General features: G+C 61.9%; 14 protein-coding genes and 1 other RNA gene. 11 read left to right on the top strand and 4 right to left on the bottom strand.

Annotated features, from left to right (window positions below; translation table 11 throughout):
* Nucleotides 1-117 precede the first annotated feature (117 nt).
* From serS to FF098_RS14015, 3 genes are all read left to right on the top strand, one after another.
* Entirely contained in the window at nt 118-1,416 is a 1,299-nt protein-coding gene (serS, locus tag FF098_RS14005) for a serine--tRNA ligase (protein ID WP_155141664.1), read from the top strand.
* A 2-nt stretch (nt 1,417-1,418) separates the two neighbouring features.
* The gene (gene surE / locus FF098_RS14010) at nt 1,419-2,180 is read left to right on the top strand and encodes a 5'/3'-nucleotidase SurE (RefSeq protein WP_155142068.1); all 762 of its coding nucleotides are present in this window, start codon (nt 1,419-1,421) and stop codon (nt 2,178-2,180) included.
* A 120-nt stretch (nt 2,181-2,300) separates the two neighbouring features.
* Nucleotides 2,301-3,794 (top strand): peptidoglycan DD-metalloendopeptidase family protein, encoded by a 1,494-nt coding sequence (locus FF098_RS14015; RefSeq protein ID WP_155141666.1) that lies wholly within the window; start codon nt 2,301-2,303, stop codon nt 3,792-3,794.
* 74 nt (nt 3,795-3,868) lie between these two features.
* On the opposite strand, the gene FF098_RS14020 is transcribed toward FF098_RS14015, so the two are convergent.
* Together FF098_RS14020 and sciP are read right to left on the bottom strand one after the other, a co-directional pair.
* Nucleotides 3,869-5,038: a flagellar biosynthesis protein FlhF gene (locus tag FF098_RS14020; protein WP_166426549.1), complete on the bottom strand. Its 1,170-nt coding sequence runs from the start codon at nt 5,036-5,038 to the stop codon at nt 3,869-3,871.
* A 161-nt stretch (nt 5,039-5,199) separates the two neighbouring features.
* Nucleotides 5,200-5,496: a CtrA inhibitor SciP gene (gene sciP / locus FF098_RS14025; RefSeq protein WP_155141670.1), complete on the bottom strand. Its 297-nt coding sequence runs from the start codon at nt 5,494-5,496 to the stop codon at nt 5,200-5,202.
* Nucleotides 5,497-5,743: 247 nt separating this feature from the next.
* Between sciP and rnpB the strand changes: the two genes are divergently transcribed.
* Nucleotides 5,744-6,123, top strand: an RNA gene (rnpB, locus tag FF098_RS14030) — RNase P RNA component class A.
* 38 nt (nt 6,124-6,161) lie between these two features.
* On the opposite strand, the gene FF098_RS14035 is transcribed toward rnpB, so the two are convergent.
* Together FF098_RS14035 and FF098_RS14040 are read right to left on the bottom strand one after the other, a co-directional pair.
* The gene (locus tag FF098_RS14035) at nt 6,162-7,046 is read right to left on the bottom strand and encodes a hypothetical protein (protein WP_155141672.1); all 885 of its coding nucleotides are present in this window, start codon (nt 7,044-7,046) and stop codon (nt 6,162-6,164) included.
* 57 nt (nt 7,047-7,103) lie between these two features.
* A complete protein-coding gene (locus FF098_RS14040) occupies nt 7,104-9,707 on the bottom strand; it encodes a TonB-dependent receptor (protein ID WP_155141675.1) in 2,604 nt (867 codons plus the stop codon).
* Between the two features lie 463 nt (nt 9,708-10,170).
* On the opposite strand from FF098_RS14040, the gene FF098_RS14045 reads away from it, so the two are divergent.
* Genes FF098_RS14045 through mraY form a run of 7 tightly spaced genes read left to right on the top strand, consistent with a single transcriptional unit; the run spans nt 10,171 to nt 18,072 of the window.
* A complete protein-coding gene (locus tag FF098_RS14045; protein ID WP_155141676.1) occupies nt 10,171-10,704 on the top strand; it encodes a division/cell wall cluster transcriptional repressor MraZ in 534 nt (177 codons plus the stop codon).
* Nucleotides 10,697-11,746 (top strand): 16S rRNA (cytosine(1402)-N(4))-methyltransferase RsmH, encoded by a 1,050-nt coding sequence (gene rsmH, locus FF098_RS14050; protein ID WP_229714596.1) that lies wholly within the window; start codon nt 10,697-10,699, stop codon nt 11,744-11,746. The genes FF098_RS14045 and rsmH overlap by 8 nt, the downstream gene beginning before the upstream one ends.
* Nucleotides 11,747-11,749: 3 nt before the next feature.
* Nucleotides 11,750-12,133 (top strand): hypothetical protein, encoded by a 384-nt coding sequence (locus FF098_RS14055; RefSeq protein ID WP_155141680.1) that lies wholly within the window; start codon nt 11,750-11,752, stop codon nt 12,131-12,133.
* Between the two features lie 11 nt (nt 12,134-12,144).
* Nucleotides 12,145-14,013, top strand: a complete 1,869-nt coding sequence (locus FF098_RS14060) for a peptidoglycan D,D-transpeptidase FtsI family protein (RefSeq protein ID WP_155141681.1) — start codon at nt 12,145-12,147, stop codon at nt 14,011-14,013.
* Nucleotides 14,010-15,488, top strand: coding sequence for a UDP-N-acetylmuramoyl-L-alanyl-D-glutamate--2,6-diaminopimelate ligase (locus FF098_RS14065; RefSeq protein ID WP_205967525.1), 1,479 nt, complete (start codon nt 14,010-14,012; stop codon nt 15,486-15,488). Before FF098_RS14060 ends, FF098_RS14065 begins: the two co-directional genes overlap by 4 nt.
* 20 nt (nt 15,489-15,508) lie before the next feature.
* Entirely contained in the window at nt 15,509-16,963 is a 1,455-nt protein-coding gene (locus FF098_RS14070) for a UDP-N-acetylmuramoyl-tripeptide--D-alanyl-D-alanine ligase (protein WP_155141683.1), read from the top strand.
* Between the two features lie 2 nt (nt 16,964-16,965).
* Nucleotides 16,966-18,072 carry a phospho-N-acetylmuramoyl-pentapeptide-transferase gene (gene mraY, locus FF098_RS14075; RefSeq protein ID WP_155141685.1) on the top strand — a complete coding sequence of 369 codons (1,107 nt, stop codon included), beginning with the start codon at nt 16,966-16,968 and terminating at the stop codon, nt 18,070-18,072.
* The last annotated feature ends 2 nt before the right edge of the window (nt 18,073-18,074 follow it).

The raw sequence follows: 18,074 nt of genomic DNA on the forward strand, positions 1-18,074 counted from the left end.
CAGGGTCCATTGCGTTTCGGGCAAGAATGTCAGGGCGCGCACGCCATTAGCCGGCCTACTGGACCCTCCCGGCGATATTGCCTATAGCCACGGGCAACAGCAGAGAGTTCACGTCCCATGCACGATATCCGTTACATCAAAGACAACCGCGAAGAGTTCGACAACGCGATGGCCCGCCGGGGGCTCGCTCCCATGGCCGATGCGCTGGCTGAGAAATACGAGGCTGTCGCCGCCGAAACGCAGAAGATGAACGAGCTGCAGTCCGCCCGTAACGCCGCTTCGAAGCAGATCGGCGCGGCCATGGGCAAGGGCGACAAGGAAGAGGCAGAGCGGCTGAAGGCGCAGGTCGCCGCGATGAAAGACGACCTCGCCGCCGCTGAGGAGAAGCAGAAGCAGCTGCAGGATGCGCTGAACGCCGAGCTTATGGCGATCCCCAATATGCCGTTCCATGAAGTGCCCGAAGGCGCCGACGAGAGCGACAATGTGGAAGTGCGCACATGGGGCGAGCCGAAGACGATCGACGGTGCCAAGGAGCATTACGAGCTGGGCGAGGCACTGCCCGCCGCGACGGGCGGCAGCCAGATGGATTTCGAGATCGCCGCGAAACTCTCCGGCGCGCGCTTCGTCGTGCTGAAAAAGGATCTGGCGAAGCTGGAACGCGCGCTCGCTTCCTTCATGCTCGATCTCCACACGGATCAGTTCAGCTATGAAGAAGTCCAGCCGCCAGTGCTGGTCAATGCGCCTGCGCTGGAGGGCACCAGCCAGCTACCGAAATTTGAGGAAGACCTCTTCAAGACCACGAACGACATGTATCTCACCCCGACGGCCGAGGTGACGCTGACCAATCTCGTGCGCGAGAGCATCATGGCCGAGGAAGAGCTGCCCAAGCGCTTCACCGCCTGGACTCAGTGCTTCCGCTCGGAGGCAGGCTCGGCCGGGCGCGACACGCGCGGAATGATCCGCCTGCACCAGTTCTCGAAAGTCGAACTGGTCTCGATCACCACGCCGGAAGCCTCGAATGATGAGCATGACCGGATGACCGGCGCGGCTGAGGAGGTGCTCAAGCGCCTCGACCTGCCGTTTCGCACCATGCTGCTATGCACCGGCGATATGGGTTTTGGTGCGCAGAAGACCTTCGACCTTGAAGTCTGGTTGCCGGGGCAGGGCAAGTATCGCGAGATTTCATCCTGCTCGAACTGCGGTGACTTCCAGGCCCGCCGGATGATGGCGCGCTATCGAAAGGAAGGCGACAAGAAGCCTTTGTTCGTGCACACGCTGAACGGTTCGGGCCTGGCCGTCGGGCGTACCCTCGTTGCCGTGTTGGAAAACTATCAGCAGGCGGATGGGTCCATCGCCATTCCTGACGTTCTCAAACCCTATATGGGCGGCAAGGATAAGATCGGCGGTGCTGCATGAGCCTGCGCATTCTCTGTTCGAACGATGACGGCATCCACGCCGAGGGGCTGGCGACGCTGGAAAAGATCGCCCGCGAACTGTCCGACGATGTCTGGGTCGTGGCGCCGGAAACAGACCAGTCCGGCGCTGCCCGCTCCCTGACGCTGTCGAACCCCTTGCGCGTACGTAAGGTCGCCGAGCGCAAATTTGCGATTGCTGGCACGCCGACCGACTGCGTGCAGATGGGCGTCGGCACGATCCTGCATGATGACGGCAAGCGGCCGGACCTGATCCTGTCCGGTGTCAACAATGGCCAGAACGTCGCCGAGGATATCACCTTCTCGGGCACGGTCGCGGTGGCCTTTCAGGGCATGGCGCTGGGCGTGCCCTCAGTCGCCCTGTCGCTCGCCCGCTTTCGGCGCGAGCATTGCCACTGGGAAACGCCGGAACAGCACGCGCCTGCGATCCTCAGAAAGCTGCTCGACAAGGGCTGGGATGATGATGTGGTGCTGAACATCAATTTTCCCGATCGCACGCCGGAAGAGGTCACCGGCATCGAATTGACGGCGCAGGGCTCCCGCGACAAGGTCAACCTGTTTGCAGAGGAGCGCACAGACCTGCGCGGCCGGCGCTATTACTGGTTCGGGTTCGATGGCACCTTGTCTGACCCAGCGGACGGCACCGACCTGAAGGCGATCTATGAAGGCCGTATCTCGATCACCCCGGTGCATCTGGATCTGACCCATGAAAAGTCACGCCAGGAAATCTCGAAGCTTTTCGACTGATCCGGCCCGCTTATCGGCTTCGTTTGACCGGTAGAATCGCGGCAGGGTAAACCTTTGTTAACCAAGGTGTATGAGTGTCCTAATCAAGGTTAACCAAAGGTGACCCGGGAGGGCCTTATCATGCGTTTCAAAATTTTGCTGATGAGCGGCGCTGCCTGCCTGATCCCCGTTGGGCTCGGTGCGGATGACAGCGCCACAGACAAATCCGATGAGAAGAAAGCGCCTGTCGTTTTCGCGACTGACCCCGGCGATGCGCATCCGCGCAATGTCGAGGCCGATCTCGCGGGCGAGGCGGCTGCAAATGCCGATGGCGGCGCGTTCGACTATGGCGCAGGCGACGGTATCGATTCCATGCTGATCGCAACGGCGACCGGTGCACCGACGCCGCTGAAAGCAGAGTTCGCGCAAGAGGGTGCCCAACCTGCTTCTCAAGCGAGTGCCTTGTATGGTCAGGACCCGATCTATCGAATGGCGCAGGCGTCCGAAGCGGAAGCCAGGGCTGAAGCGACGCAGGTCGCCTATGCACAGGAAAAGCAGGCTGCTGGTTACATCACCGTCCAGCCGGGCGACACTGTCTTCGCCCTGTCGCGCCGCTATGGCGCCAAGCCGGCAGAAATTATTGATGCCAATGACCTCGCCGCGCCTTATGCCCTCGATATCGGTCAGGAACTGCTGATCCCCGGGCTGGCTGATGCTGCGCCTGCAGCGCTTGCCACTAACGCGGCCTATACGGAAGAACCAGAAACAAATGAGGAGGCGCCGGTCCGCCCGGTCAATGTCTCCCTGCAGGAAACACCACAGGAAACGACCCCGGCCATGGCTGAAGCCATACCGGCACAACAGCCAGCCGAACAACCGGTGCGCAGCATCGATGTTGCTTACGCCGATCAGGCCATGGGCATGACCACTCACACGGTGGAGGCGGGCAATACGCTCTATTCCATCGCGAAATCATACGGGCTGGATGTTTCGGCAGTTGCCGAGGCGAACAATATCGCGGCGCCTTACGCGCTCTCGATCGGGCAGGAACTGGTTATTCCGTCCACGGCATCTGGCGCAACGGCGTCGCTGTCACCACGCCCCGTAGCTACCGAAACGCCGGAGCCGGCAAGCCGCGCAATCAATCCGGTCTATGAACCGGAACAGGTTGCCGAGGCGCAAACGCAGAGCGAACAGACCGAAGCGTCCTATTCGCTGCCGAAATCGAGCGAGAAATCCCGCTTCGACTGGCCACTGCAGGGCCGCGTGATCATGAGCTATGGCATGTCGGATGACGGCCGGCGCAATGATGGCATAAACATCGCCGCCCCGGTCGGCACACCGATCCGCTCCGTCGATGATGGCGAGGTTGTCTATCGCGGTTCCGAGCTGGAAGGCTATGGCAATCTGCTGCTGGTCAAGCACACCGATGGCTGGGTCAGCGCCTATGCCCACACCGATGCGATTCTCGTCAACAAGGGCGACAAGATCCGCAAGGGCCAGATCATCGCCAAGGTCGGCACCACGGGCAGCGTCGACCAGCCGCAGCTGCATTTCGAGCTGCGCCATGAGCTGAAGCCGACAGACCCCATCGCGGCGCTGGACGGCAGCAATGCAAGAGCAGTCAAGTTCTGATCCGCCTACAGATTTTAGTTGCGTGAAACGGTTGAAACAACTGCGGGCCCCTCGGGGCCCGCTTTTTCGTCTTGTCAGATCGTATCGGCGATGCGGGCCGGGTTCTCGATGACAAGTCGCCGCGCCAGATAGGCCGGGCTCGCATCGATGAGCCCATCGGCGATGAACGGCGCTTCCGAGAAGTGGGCGAGAGCCAGATTGCCCTCATAGGCCGCAGACAGGGCCGCACCGACGCGCCGGGACGTGTCGAACTTGGTAATGATGCAGCGGCGCACGCCGATCTCGCGGAAGGCATTGGCCCAGTCGATATGCTCATACATGTCGCCGGAGGCAGGCAGCACCAGCACCGGCTCGGCGTCGAGCGAATCCCGGAAGGCGCGCATCGCGGCAATGTCGGCCGGCGCAAATGGCGAGACACCTGGCGTGTCGAGGATCAGGATCTCGCGCGGATTTTCCTCACGCAGTACGTTCTCGACATCCTGTGGGTCTTCGATCGGCCAGTAGCGCGTGTCGAGGGCGTGGGCATAAGTCGTCATCTGGTCGAGCGCTCCGGCGCGCCCGACATCCGCACACAGAAAGGCTGCCTTGTCTCCCTCGGCAGCTGCCCGCGCCGCGAGCTTGGCGGCGGAAGATGTCTTGCCCGCGCCTGTCTGGCCGACCAGCATGATCGGTGCGCCAGCCGTCAGGGTCAGCGGCGCATAATTGAGGACGCGGGAGAAGGCATGTTCCAGCATGCCGGTCAGGTCGCGGGCCTTGGCAGAGCGGGCCTCGTTCGCCAGCGCCTTGATCAGTTTCTCGGAGATGCCATGGGGCTGCAGCGCCTGCGCGATCTCGCGCTGAAAAGGATCATCGGGATTGCCGCCGCGCCCGCCGAGTTTCAACGAGAAGTCGCCTTTCAGGGCCGACAGGGCGGACTCGCCGGCTGAGCGTTCGATCTTGTTGTGGATACCGGTGCCTTCGCGCGGTGTCGCTTTCCTGTCTTCATCAGGTTTTTTCGCCGTACGCGCGGCCAGGCCCGACACAGGGCGGCTCTTCTCCGGTTCTCTTGGCGCTTCTTTCCTTGGTGCGGGAGAGGCGGGGCCTTCGCCATCGAACAGCGGCATGCCCTTGCGGATGGCGCGCAATTCGACCATCCCGTCCTGCCGTTTGCGCGTCGCGAGAATGACAGCCCCTTCGCCAAGCCTGGCGCGCATGGCAGCCTTTGCCTCGTTCAGCGTGGGGGCGGAAAAGGTCTCAAAACTCATATCAGATTGCGTTCTTCCCAAATGGTCTTTTGTCTCCACCGGTATCATGCTGCCAGCGGTCATCTACTGCAACGCAATATTTGTGACAGGAACGCAAGACGCCCGGAGATTTCTCTCCGGGCGTCATTGAGGATCGGTTGAGGGTCGATCTTGTTGAGGTCTTATTTACGGTATTGCTGCAACCGTGTGGTTCGCAGCCCCGGCAGGCCATGCTTGTCGATCGCAACTTCCCAGGAGGCGTATTCCTCGTCGGTCAGCGAATAGCGCTGGCAGGCCTGTTCAAGGCTCATCAGCCCGCCACGCACGGCGGCGACCACTTCGGCCTTGCGCCGGATGACCCAGCGCTTGGTCTTGGGTGAAGGAAGGTCCTTCAGGGTCAGGGCCGATCCGTCCGGTCCGATGACGTAAGGGTCCTTGCCTGTCAGCCCTTCGGACCTGTTGGATGCTAGACTAGCCATGTTCGTGCTCCCATGTACTCAACTCTGGAGGGTATTGTTTCAGTGAGGGCACTATACGACGGGCTTGTAAAAAAACGTCTAAACTGGTTGGTAAATATTTCACTAAGCTATTGATTACAATTGATTTTCAGGCACGTTTTCTGTGCCGTTACGGCACGCTTTCCCCAAACGGTACAGGGTTAACGCGAGAACTGGCATGGACGGACTTCTTGACGGAAATTTTTTATGGGCCCATGTGAGGCGCGCGTCAGATGACCGGATGGCCGCGTCCTGCTTTCACGGCAGGCCGAGGAAAGTCCGGGCTCCACGGAACGAGGACGCCGGGTAACGCCCGGCTGGTGCGAACCAAGGGATAGCGCCACAGAGAGCAGACCGCCTCCCAAAAGGAGGTAAGGGTGAAAGGGTGCGGTAAGAGCGCACCGCCGGGCCGGCAACGGTCCGGGCATGGCAAGCCCCGTCCGGAGCAAGACCGAATAGGGACAGCATGGTTACTAACCAGGCCCGTTCCGGCCCCGCTGTCCGGGTTGGTTGCTGGAGGCGTCGCGCAAGCGCCGCCCGAGAGGAATGGTCATCGCCTGCCGATCCGTCGGCGGGATACAGAACCCGGCTTACAGGTCATCTGACGCCAATTTCCCTGTCGGGCAGCGCAACCAGCGTAGCTGGCGTCAGTCGATCTCGGGTATGACGAAGTGGCGGACCTGCCGCGCTGGCCGGCTGATCGCCCATATATGCCTGCGCTCCAGCGGATCGAAAGAGAAGGCCTGACCTTCAGCAGGAACGCTGATGGTGGCGACATGCTCCATCGTCGGGCCCATCTTCGGAAACTGCAGGACATACATCTCCGGCAGGTCATGGCCCATGACATAGAGGTATCCATCATCGCCCATCGCACCGCCAGAGGCGGCTTGCGGTGCCATCTTCTCCAGGATCGAGTTCGGCAGCATGTATCCGCCGGTGCGGCGCCATTGCTTGTCAAACAGCACGATCGACGCATAGGTGTGATCCTTGAACGGCAGGCCGGTCTCGTCATCATAATGGGCGAAGCCGGCAATCCATCCATCCTTGTAACGATCGAACCATACAAGCGAGCCTTCATCCATCATGCCGAGGCTCTTGCTCGCCTCATGAGTCATGGTCTCTGTGTCGAAGATCTCGATGGAGCTGCCCATCGGCAGGTCAGGGTGGTTGGAGTTGGCGCAGTACAGCTTGCCGGATTCCGTATAGCAGCTGTTGAGATGACCGATCGGCCCGCCGCGTGTGCCTTTCCATCGGGCAACCAGTTCGCCGGTGTCGCGGTCATATTTGCCGATGACGTAATTGACGATGGCATAGAAATGCTCCGCGTCCGCCGCAGCGCCCTGACCGGCCTCGATGGCGGGGAAGCCTTCGACCAGCTCCGCTTCATAGTCTGCGATTGCGGGCGGCTGGTAGTCTTCAATGCCCATGGCTTCCCATTGGGCACGGCGTTGTTCCCGTGTCAGGTCCTGTGCCTGAGCGGCGGTCGCTGTTGCTAGCAGGGCGATGGCGGTGGCAGATAGGAAAAAGCGCATTGATATGTCCTTTGAAAAGAGAAGGCGGCGATGCGCGTGCATCGCCGCCGACAGGGATTACATGGCGAAGTTGGCGCCGAGCCAGAAAGTGCGGCCGAACCTGGCATCTTCCTGCAGGAAGCGGGCACCGGGACCGGTAAGCTCCGTGCGGCCTTCATCTGTCAGGTTCACGCCCTCGGCAACGAGGCTCAGCTTCTCGCTGATATTGACCCGGACCTGCATGTCGAATTGTCCGCGATCATCCCAGTATTCATCCAGGTTCGGATTTTCGGCATTGATCGTGTCGAGGAACTCGCCGGTCCAGTTATAGGAACCGCGCACCTCGAAATGATCGTTCTCGTAGAAGGCAACGAGGTTGTAGATCGTGTCCGGCTGCTGGAACAGGCCGGTCGAGCGGGTGGAACCGTCTGCCAGCGGAATTTCGAAGTCCGTATCAAGGATGGTCATGTTGGCCCCGACGCCCAGCCCGTCCCAAGGGGCGGGCAGGAAAGACAAGACCTGGCTGTACTGTGCCTCGAAGCCGAGAATCTCTGCAGAGGACGCATTTTCCGGCTGGGTGACAGTGTCGAACAGCTGCCCGTCAATGGTCAGGCTTGTCTGGCTCGTCCGGGTGAAGATTTCATCCTCGATATCCTTGGCGAAGACACCGACGGCGAGGATGCCATCCGGAATGTACCATTCAGCCGATACGTCGAAATTGGTCGACTTGCGTGGTTGCAGGTCCGGATTGGAGCGGGACACGCTCAGGTCGGTAAGGTTCAGCGACTGCCCGCGGGTCAGCGTACTGATGTCCGGGCGGCCAATGGCCTGGGACGCTGCCGCCCGCAGGACGATATCGTCGGAGATGTTGTACTTCGCTACAACGGACGGCAGCCAGTTGTCATACTCGCCGGAAACGGTATCGGCACCGGCCGGACCGCCTTCCCATTCGGTCCGCTCATAGCGCAGGCCACCGGTCACGAAGCCCTGCGGGAAACGATACGTGCCCTGCAGGTAACCGGCATAGACCTGCTCTTCGGCCGTGGAGCCGGAGGTTGACGACGCCGACTGGGTGAACGAGCCATTATTGGTGCGGAAGAAATCGTTCGCGCCTTCGCTGTCGATGCGGAAAGTGAATTGCTGGTTGCCCTGGAATTCGGTGTCAGCGAGCGTACGGTCGACCACGTCGGCGAGCGTGTAGCTGAAACCGTCATTGGCGACGAAGCGGGCAAAGTCGAAACCCTCTTCTTTCTGCCGGTCACGAAAGACACCGCCGGTCTTTACTGTAAAGGCTTCACTCAGATCGAACTTCGCATTACCGGCAGCTTCGAAGATTTCATCCTCGGCGAAGCGATCGAGTTCGCCGCGATTGGTGAATGCATAGCTCTCGGGATCATAGAAGCCCTGCGGATCGAGCGGTGAATAGCGGTTGAAGAAATCGCTCGTATCGTAGCGCGCGCCGAAGCTGTTATCCGTCCGGAAGCCTTCGGTCGATTCCGGGTTTTCGAGGCTGGCGGTCGAGTAGGTGAGGCGGCCATCGAACGTCGTCATGTCGCTGGCGCGCCATTCGACCGTTGACTGAATGTTGGAGATTTCCCGGTTCAGCGTGAAACGGCCGATGCCGACAAAGCCGTAGCCGTCCTCGGTCACGCCAGACACCGGCGTCTGGTCGGTGATCGTGTCCGGCTGGGAGGAGGCGCCGCTGGTGCCGAGCTCATAGGTGAACTCGTCCCGGCGCTCATCGTCATTGAACTTCGTGTAGAGGCCGGACAGGGCGAAATCGAGCGCCTCGGTCGGTTGCCATTCCAACTTGGCCGTGCCGCCGATGCGTTCGCGGGTGTTGTTGTAGAAGAACAGGCGGTTGTTGGTCGGCACGATGATGCCGTTGCCATTTCCGATGCCGACATTGTTTCCGGCGTCGTCGAACTCGGTGTAGTCGGCGTCATCGACCTCGATCTGCGGGATCTCGAAATTGCGGATCGAGTAATCGAAGCCAAGGACGAGGCCGAACTGTTCGTCGGCACCAAAACGCTTGCCGGTTGCAAAGTTCAGTCGCCAGGGCTGCTTGCGCTCGTCCCCATCCAGCGTGCCGCCATCGCCGGACTGCTCGTGCCAGCCAACGAAAGCCGAGCCATAGAAGAAGGGCGAGTCCTCGTTAAAGGCCGAGCGGGTAATGACATTGATCGTACCGCCGATAGCGTTTGCGTCCATTTCCGGCGTCACGGATTTGACGACTTCGAGCCGCGACAGCAGGGAGGCGGGGATGACGTCGAGCGGGACGGACCGGCCGGCACCGCCGCGTTCTGGTGACGACACGATACCGCCATCGATCGTGGTGCGGTTATAGGTCGGGTTCAGGCCGCGAATGACCGGGAAGCGGGCTTCGGCCTGGTCGTTCTGCACGGCGACACCGCTGATGCGGCGGATGACGGCGGCGGTGTTGAGGTCAGGAAGGCGGCCGATATCGTCCTGGACGCTGGCATCCACGATGTTCTCCGCATCGCGCTTGACGTCAAGCGAGCGTTTCAGGGACAGGGCCTGGCCCGTAACGACGATGGTGTCGCCGTCTACTGCCTCGACCTCCTCCTGCGCCATGGCAAGGGAGGTTGTCAGTGTGCCAACGGAAATAGTGCTGACGAGCAGTGATTTCAGAAAGGAGCCGGAAAAGGAAGGTGATCGCATCTTAATACCCCTCAAGGTGCGTGTGAGTGAATGGAATGTTCCGGCACCTAGAAAGGGAGTGTGACAGGGGGATGTAGGTCACATGACAGTGTCGCTGCACTTATGTGACAGATCGTATAAGGAGCATCATTCTGTAAACATTTGTACGGCCTTGGCTGCCCCGCCCGACTTCATGAAGTTTTTGATGCAGGGCTGCATCGGGACGCTGTCTCTTGCTCCGGTTGAGGCGACCTGACTGCTTGTCGGCGGAACGCTTGGTCACCCTCAACTGGTGCCTGAAATGCGCACATGGAAAAAACATAAGCGTGTTCTTTTTTTGTTCTTGACAAACGTGGGTTCTGAGGCGGGGAGGATATTGCTAACCATTAATTCCCATGATATCCCATAACTTTCACAATGCGCGGAAAGCCCGTTCGGGGCTGCCGGTTTGCGAACCGGGCTGGGATAGAAGGGTTTCGCATCTATGGCATCGGCCACGGAGATTGCTGGCGAGGTAAGGAGCGCAGGGGACATCCAGTTCCTCGGCGCCTTCACCAACAAGCTCGACTCCAAGGGCCGCCTGTCCGTGCCTGCCGACTTCCGCAAGATGCTGATCGGCGCCAATCCTGATTTCGACGGCTTCATCTGTGCACGCTCGCTGACCCGGCCGGTGCTGGAATGCGGTGGCCCTGCGCTGCTCGACCATTTCATGCGTCAGGTTTCCTCCATCGATGAGTTCGACGAGGACCGCGAATTGCTGGAGGAGGCGTTCCTTGCCAGTTCCCAGCGCCTGTTCTTTGACGAGACAGGCCGCGTGTCGATGCCGGCGGAAATGCGAGAGCATTGCGGGCTGACCACCCATGCGACGCTGGTCGGCCGCCGCGGCATCTTCCAGATCTGGCATCCCGATACGTACAAGGAGCGGATGGATAAGCTCGGCGGCATCATCGCCCGCCATGGCGAGACCATGCGTGCCCGCACTCTCCCCAGCATGGAGAAGGGGGCGCGCCGTGACTGACAAGTTGCAGGACGATCACTCCCGTTCCTTCGGTCACGTCCCGGTCATGGGCCGTCAGGCGGTCGACGCGCTCGCGCCGGTCGATGGCGGTGTCTATGTCGACGCGACCATGGGCGGCGGCGGCTATTCGCGCATGATCCTCGGGCGTGCAGGCTGCACGGTCTATGGTTTCGACCGCGATCCCGTCGCGATCGAGCGGGCGCAGGCCTGGTCAGGTGCCTATGCCGGGCGCATGGTGCTGGCTCCTCATCCGTTCGACCGGCTGGAAGAGGTGCTGCGCGAGCTTGGTGTCGAGGCTGTCGACGGTATCGTCTTCGATCTTGGTGTTTCCTCCGTCCAGCTCGACGAAGCAGAGCGCGGCTTTTCCTTCGCCAAGGATGGCCCGCTGAACATGCGTATGGATTCCTCGACCGATCAGTCGGCGGAGGATCTGGTCAATCATGCCAGCGAGAAAGACCTCGCCGACATTCTCTATATTTACGGCGAGGAGAAGAAATCCCGCGCCATCGCCCGGGCCATTGTGCGCGAGCGCGAGAAGGCCCCGATCACCCGCACGCTGCAACTGGCGGAGATCATCGCCGGTGCCGTCGGCCCGCGCGGCAAGGAAAAGATCCACCCCGCGACCCGCGCCTTCCAGGCGATCCGCATCTTCATCAATGACGAACTCGGCCAGCTGGTGCGCGGGCTGATCGCTGCCGAGGCGATGCTGAAGCCCGCAGCACGCCTTGTCGTCGTCACTTTCCATTCGCTGGAGGACCGCATCGTCAAGCGCTTCCTGACCATGCGGGCGGGCAAGCAGGGTGGTGGTTCGCGCCACATGCCGCTGCCGGACGAAGGCGACGCACCGACCTTCACGCTGCTCTATGGTAAGGCCGTCGATGCCGATGACGAAGAGGTTTCTGCCAACCCGCGGGCCCGGTCAGCACGCCTGCGCGCCGGCATCCGCACCACCGCCCCGGCGCAACCCGCCGATGAAGAATTCCTGTCGCGTATCGGGCTGCCGCGCCCGACATTTTCACCTGCCCTGAAATCCTGGAGTTAAGACATGCTGCGTATTTCCACTCTTTTCTTCTGTCTCTTGCTCGCCGCCGCAGCCGTCGGTCGCTACAAGGCCGAGGCCAATGTCAGGGCTGACAAGGCCGAGATCAGGTCGATCGAAAGCCAGATTGCAGCCGAAGAGCAAAAGATCAGTGAGCTGAAGCTGGAGGTCGAGGTTCTGGAATCCGGCCCGCGCCTCGCGCAGCTTGCCTCTCATCGGCTTGACCTTGTGCCGGCCCGCTCGGCCCAGCTCGCCGATGCACGCAAGTTCGCCATGCTGATCGAGGCGGGCGATGCCGCGACCATCGCCCCGCGCCGCCGCGACAATGGGGACTTCATCATCAACGCAATCGCGATGGCCGATTTTGGCCAGCCTGAGCAGAAACAGTAAGGGGCTTGTGAGTGCTGGCGTGGCTGACAGGACGGCGTAGCAAGTCGGCGAAAGCCGAGATCATCTTTGACGGCTCCCTGCCGGAGATGCCTGCGGAGCCATGCCTGCCGATCTCCGGCCGCACGACGCTCGTCGGCCGGGAGGCTGGTCGCGCCCGTCAGCTGCAGGGGCGAATCTGGCTGTGCCTGTCGGTCTTTGTCCTGATCTTTTCAGGCCTCGCCCTGCGCCTTGCCAATATCACACTGGTCAGTCCGGAGCCTGAGAAGGTCATGGTCGCGAGCCGTGCGATTGCCGAGCCGGGCGAGCGCCCGGAGATTACCGACCGCAACGGCGTCTCCCTCGCGCTGAACCGTACCGTCACCGGCCTCGCCATCGACACCAAGATGGTCTGGGACGCGATGGAAACGGCGCAAGGCATCGCGAGCGTCTTCCCGCAATATGATCCCTCTGCGCTCGCCCGCCGTATCGAGGACAAGAAATACATCATCCTGCGTAACGAGCTGACCGCAGAGGAACAGCGCGCGCTCCTGACCCTCGGCCTGCCGGGCGTGACCTTCCCGGAGACCACCAAGCGCGTCTATCCGCAAGGCGCGCTCGCCGCACATGCCGCAGGCTATACCATTGCAGGGCGCGGCGGTGTCGCAGGGCTGGAATTTGTTGCCGACGAACATGCGGGTGAGGGCAAGCTTGCCTCCTCCATCGATGTCCGCGCCCAGCAGATCCTGGAAGAAGAAATCCGTGCCGGGATGGACCGCTTCAAGGTCGACAGCGCTTGGGGCGTGATCATGAAGGCCAAGACGGGCGAGGTCGTCGCGCTCGCCTCCATGCCGTCCTTCAATCCGAACGAGGTCAATGACTCTCCCGCCGATCACTGGCGCAATCGCGCGATGCAGGACCGGTATGAACTCGGTTCCGCCTTCAAGGTCATCACGGCGGCCAGCGTTATCGAGGAGGGGATTGCGTCCCCCGAAACGCTCTATGACGCCCGTAAACCGCTGAAGGTCTATGACCGCACGATCTATGACTTCCACCCGCGCCGGGAGATCATGAGCCTGTCGAAAGTCGTTCAGCACTCATCCAATATCGGTATCGCCCGCGCAGCGCTCGACCTTGGCCGCGAGAGGCAGAGGGAATATTTCGCCCAGCTCGGCCTGACCGAAGCGGTGAAGACCGAACTGCCGGAAAGCCGCGACCCTGACCTGCCACTGCGCTGGGGGCCGGTCGAGACGGCGACAATCTCCTATGGCCACGGCATCGCCGTCACGCCGCTGCAGCTGACTGCCGCGATCAGCGCCGTCATCAATGGCGGCATCTATCGCACGCCGACCTTCCTGAAGGTCGAGGACCAGACCGGCGCCAGCCGCGAGGGCCGCCAGGTCTTCTCCCCCGAAACCTCTGCCAAGATGCGGCTGATCATGCGCCAGGTCATCACCGATGGTTCTGCGTCGAGGGCCGAGGCGCCGGGCTACTACCCCATCGGCAAGACGGCGACGGCCGACAAGCCCGGCATTGGCGGCTATCGCGACAACGCCCGCCTCTCGTCTTTCGTCGGGGCGTTCCCCGGCTATGACCCGGAATATGTCATCCTCGTCTCCTTCGACGAGCCTCACGGCATCGAGGCAACCTATGGCTATGCGACTGCAGGCTGGGTCGCCGCGCCGGTCTTCGGCAATATCGTCGCCCGCATGGGGCCGGTGCTGGGCATCGCGCCCGCCCATGACGATCTTGCTTTTGCCCAATTCATGGCGGGTTTGCGCTCTAGCGAGGAAGTCACCCTTGCCCTGAACGATCAGATTGATGTGAGCGCTACGGCCTCGCTGGAGGTTGGCGAAGAGATGGATGATGTGGCAAGGCTGCTGGCAAAGGAGCTTGGCCCATGACAACGACACCGATGAAACTCTCCGCCCTGACCGGCCGTGCCGATCTTGGCAAGGACCCTGAAATCACTGGCATGACCGCCGACAGCCGTGCCGTGCAGCCGGGCTTTCTCTTCGCTGCTCTGCCGGGCACGAAGATGGACGGTGCCGACTTCATTCCGCAGGCGGAGGAGGCGGGCGCCTTCGCCGTGCTCGCCCTGCCGGGCACCAAGGCCAATGTGCCGGTCATCGAGAGCGACAATCCACGCCTCGCGCTGGCGCAATACGCCGCGAAGCTCCATCCTGGCCAGCCGGAACTGGTCGCAGGCGTCACCGGCACAAACGGCAAGACATCCATTGCGCGCTTCTGCCAGCAGCTCTGGGGCATGCTCGGTCACAAGGCCGGGTCGCTCGGCACGCTCGGCGCCTATGCGGCGGGCTATGAATACACGCTGCGCCACACGACGCCGGACCCTGTCGAAATCCATCAGGTCCTGTCGACCATGGCGACGCTCGGCACCACCCATCTGGCGATGGAGGTCTCCAGCCACGGCCTGTCGCAATACCGCGCCGACGGGGTGAAATTCTCGCTCGCGGCCTTCACCAACATCACTCAGGACCATCTCGATTATCACCCTGATTTCGACGATTACTTCAACGCCAAGAAACGTCTGTTCACCGAGCTTCTGCCGGAAGGCGGCGTGGCGGTCGTCAATGTCGATGGTGCCGGGGCAGAGGAAATGGGCCGCGCAATCACCGGGGCAGGGCGTAGGCTCTTCTCCGTCGGGCGCAAGGGGGCTGACATCCGCCTGATCGAGACCTCGCCTCTGCCGGACGGCACGTCGCTGTCGCTGGAAGCTGGCGGTACGCGCTATGACCTGCACCTGCCGCTGATTGGCTATTTCCAGGCGGAAAACGCGCTGGTTGCCGCCGGGCTCGTCATCGCGTCCGGTCACGAGGTCGACCAAGTCATGCCGCTGCTGGAAAAACTCGAAGGCGCACCGGGCCGCATGCAGCTGGCCGACGAGCTGGAGTTTAAAGACGGCAAAGCCGGCGTCTATGTCGACTTCGCCCATACGCCGGATGCGATCGAGACGGCGCTGAAGGCGATCCGCCCCCATGCGGAGAACCGCATCATCATTATCATCGGCGCTGGTGGCGACCGCGACAACCGCAAGCGCCCGCTGATGGGCAAGGCCGCTGCCGCCGGTGCCGACAAGGTTATTGTCACGGATGACAATCCGCGCACGGAAGACCCGGCGGAAATCCGCCGTCAGGTCATGGAAGGTTGCCCGGACGCAGAAGAGATTGGCGGTCGCGAGGCCGCCATCATGGCGGGCCTGAAAGACCTTCAGGCAGGCGATGTCCTGCTGATCGCAGGCAAGGGGCACGAGTCGGGTCAGACCGTGGGGACGGTCACGCACCCGTTCAACGACCGCGAGGTCGCGCAAAGGCTGGTGGGACAGCTAAAATCTGCAACCGATCAGGATGGGGCCTGATGCACAAAGGAGCTTGGGAGATGAGTACTTTATGGAATGCCTATGAGGCCGCCGCCGCGACCGGGGGTGCGTTATGCGCCCGCGGCGATCTCGGTGACAATGACGAGGTCCTGCCGGAGGAAAGCTGGATCGCGTCGGGCCTGTCGATCGACACCCGCACCATCCGCAAGGGCGATATCTTCGTCGCCCTGAAAGCTGCCCGCGACGGCCACGACTTCGTGCGCAATGCGTTCAAGGCCGGTGCCTCCGCCGCGCTCGTCTCCCGCGCGCCGGAAGACACGCCGGATGGCGCGCCTCTCCTGCTGGTTCAGGACACCCAGAAAGGGCTGGAGGCGCTCGCCGCCGCCGCCCGCGACCGCTGCTTCGGCAAGCTGATCGGCGTCACCGGCTCAGCCGGCAAGACATCGACCAAGGAAATGCTCCGCACCATGCTGATGGGGCAGGGCAAGGTGCACGCCGCCGAGAAGAGCTTCAACAATCACTGGGGCGTGCCGCTGACCCTCGCGGCGCTGCAGCCGGACACGGATTATGGTGTCTTCGAGATCGGCATGAACCATGCCGGCGAGATCACGCCGCTGACGAAACTCGTCCGTCCCCACGTGGCCATCGTCACCACCGTTGCCGCAGCCCATCTGGAGTTCTTCGATTCAGTTGCCGCCATCGCAGAGGCGAAAGCGGAAATCATCCTTGGCCTGCGCAAGGGCGGTACGGCTGTGCTGCCCATCGACAATGAACATTTTGCAATCCTCGCGAAGCAGGTTAGCGATATTAATCAGTATGGGCGGGAGATAAAAACGATAACATTCGGTAGGGCCGAGGGGGCCGACCTGCGCATGCTGGACTATACCGCCACCACAGAGGGGCGTGGCACCATCGCCGCCGAAATCTTCGGCGAACGGAAGAGTTTCACCATCGGTCTCGCCGGGGAGCATCAGGCGATGAACGCGCTCGCCGCGCTCGCTGCAGTCAGGGCCGTCGGTGGCGATCTCGGCCTCGCCATGGAAGCACTCGCGGGTCACCGCCCAGTCGGCGGCCGTGGCAAGCCGGTCGACCTCAATCTCGACGGCAAGTCAGTTACCCTTCTCGATGAAAGCTACAATGCCAATCCGGCCTCCATGGCCGCGGCTATCCATGTGCTTGCCTCGTGGAAAGGTGCGCAGAAGATCGCCGTGCTGGGCGAAATGCGAGAACTCGGCGACAACGGCCCGACGCTGCATGCTGGTCTTGGCCCCTTGCTGGAAAAGGCGGGCGTCTCCCGCGTCTATGCCGCCGGCACGCTGATGAAGCCGATGTTCGACGCTCTGCCCGAGGCCATGAAAGGCAAATGGGCACAAACCGCCGCCGCCCTCGTTGACAATGTCGCCAGCGACGCCGAAGACGGCGCTGTCATCATGGCCAAGGGCTCCAATGCCTCCCGCGTTTCCGCCTTCGTCGAGGCGCTGACCGAGCGGGCAGGGGGAGCGCATCAGGAATAATCATGCTTTATCACATCTTCTTCCCCCTCGCAGACGCGATCCCGATCTTCAACGTCTTCCGTTACCTGACGTTCCGCATGGGCGGCGCGATCATGACCGCGCTGATCATCTGCTTCATCATCGGCCCGTCGCTGATCCGCTGGATGCGTGCCCGCCAGGGCAAGGGCCAGCCGATCCGCGCCGACGGCCCGCAGACCCATATCGTGGAGAAAGCAGGCACACCGACCATGGGGGGCGTCCTTATCCTGATCTCCCTGATAGTCTCCGTGCTGCTCTGGGCGCGGCTCGACAACCCCTATGTCTGGGTCGTGCTTGGTGTCACCGCCGCCTATGGCCTGCTCGGTTTCGTCGATGACTATCTGAAGGTGAAGAAACAGAACACGGCTGGGGTACTCAGCCAGGGCAAGCTGGTCGTCCAGTTCGCGGTCGCGCTGATCGCCGGTTACATCTGCATGAAGGTGCTGGGCTCCTCGCCGGAAGTCGACCCTTCGACGGCCAGCTCCGTGCCGCTGCCCTTCTTCAAGGATCTGCTGATCCCGCTCGGCTTCATGTTCGTGCCGTTCGCCGCCTTCGTTATCGTTGGCGCATCGAACACGGTGAACCTTACCGACGGCCTCGACGGCCTTGCCATCGTGCCCGTGATGATCGCGTCAGCCAGCTACATGTTCATCGTCTACCTGACCGGTAACGCGATCTATGCGGATTACCTGCAGATCATCTTCGTGCCGGGCGTTGGCGAGCTTGCCATCGTTTGCGGCGCTATCATCGGCGCAGGGCTCGGCTTCCTCTGGTTCAACGCCCCGCCTGCGATGATCTTCATGGGCGACACGGGTTCTCTGTCGCTGGGCGGGGCCATCGGCGCGACGGCGGTCGCGGCCAAGCACGAGATCGTTCTCGCCATCATCGGTGGACTGTTCGTGGTCGAGGGGTTGTCCGTCATGATCCAGGTTGCCTCGTTCAAGCTGTTCGGCAAGCGGGTCTTCCGCATGGCGCCGATCCACCACCATTTCGAGCAGATGGGCTGGAAGGAGCCGACTATCGTGATCCGTTTCTGGATCATCGCGGTCATCCTCGCGCTCATTGGCCTGTCCACCCTCAAGCTGCGTTAGTA

Origin of the sequence: Aquisalinus luteolus (assembly GCF_009712425.2) — a bacterium.
Taxonomy (GTDB): Bacteria; Pseudomonadota; Alphaproteobacteria; order Caulobacterales; family Parvularculaceae; genus Aquisalinus; species Aquisalinus luteolus.

Excerpts from the sequence above, each read along its gene's own strand:
- serS (WP_155141664.1), top strand. The coding sequence starts at position 118 with ATGCACGATATCCGTTACATCAAAGACAACCGCGAAGAGTTCGACAAC.
- FF098_RS14015 (WP_155141666.1), top strand. The coding sequence starts at position 2,301 with ATGCGTTTCAAAATTTTGCTGATGAGCGGCGCTGCCTGCCTGATCCCC.
- FF098_RS14020 (WP_166426549.1), bottom strand. The coding sequence starts at position 5,038 with ATGAGTTTTGAGACCTTTTCCGCCCCCACGCTGAACGAGGCAAAGGCT.
- sciP (WP_155141670.1), bottom strand. The coding sequence starts at position 5,496 with ATGGCTAGTCTAGCATCCAACAGGTCCGAAGGGCTGACAGGCAAGGAC.
- FF098_RS14035 (WP_155141672.1), bottom strand. The coding sequence starts at position 7,046 with ATGCGCTTTTTCCTATCTGCCACCGCCATCGCCCTGCTAGCAACAGCG.
- FF098_RS14040 (WP_155141675.1), bottom strand. The coding sequence starts at position 9,707 with ATGCGATCACCTTCCTTTTCCGGCTCCTTTCTGAAATCACTGCTCGTC.
- FF098_RS14045 (WP_155141676.1), top strand. The coding sequence starts at position 10,171 with ATGGCATCGGCCACGGAGATTGCTGGCGAGGTAAGGAGCGCAGGGGAC.
- FF098_RS14055 (WP_155141680.1), top strand. The coding sequence starts at position 11,750 with ATGCTGCGTATTTCCACTCTTTTCTTCTGTCTCTTGCTCGCCGCCGCA.
- FF098_RS14065 (WP_205967525.1), top strand. The coding sequence starts at position 14,010 with ATGACAACGACACCGATGAAACTCTCCGCCCTGACCGGCCGTGCCGAT.
- FF098_RS14070 (WP_155141683.1), top strand. The coding sequence starts at position 15,509 with ATGAGTACTTTATGGAATGCCTATGAGGCCGCCGCCGCGACCGGGGGT.
- mraY (WP_155141685.1), top strand. The coding sequence starts at position 16,966 with ATGCTTTATCACATCTTCTTCCCCCTCGCAGACGCGATCCCGATCTTC.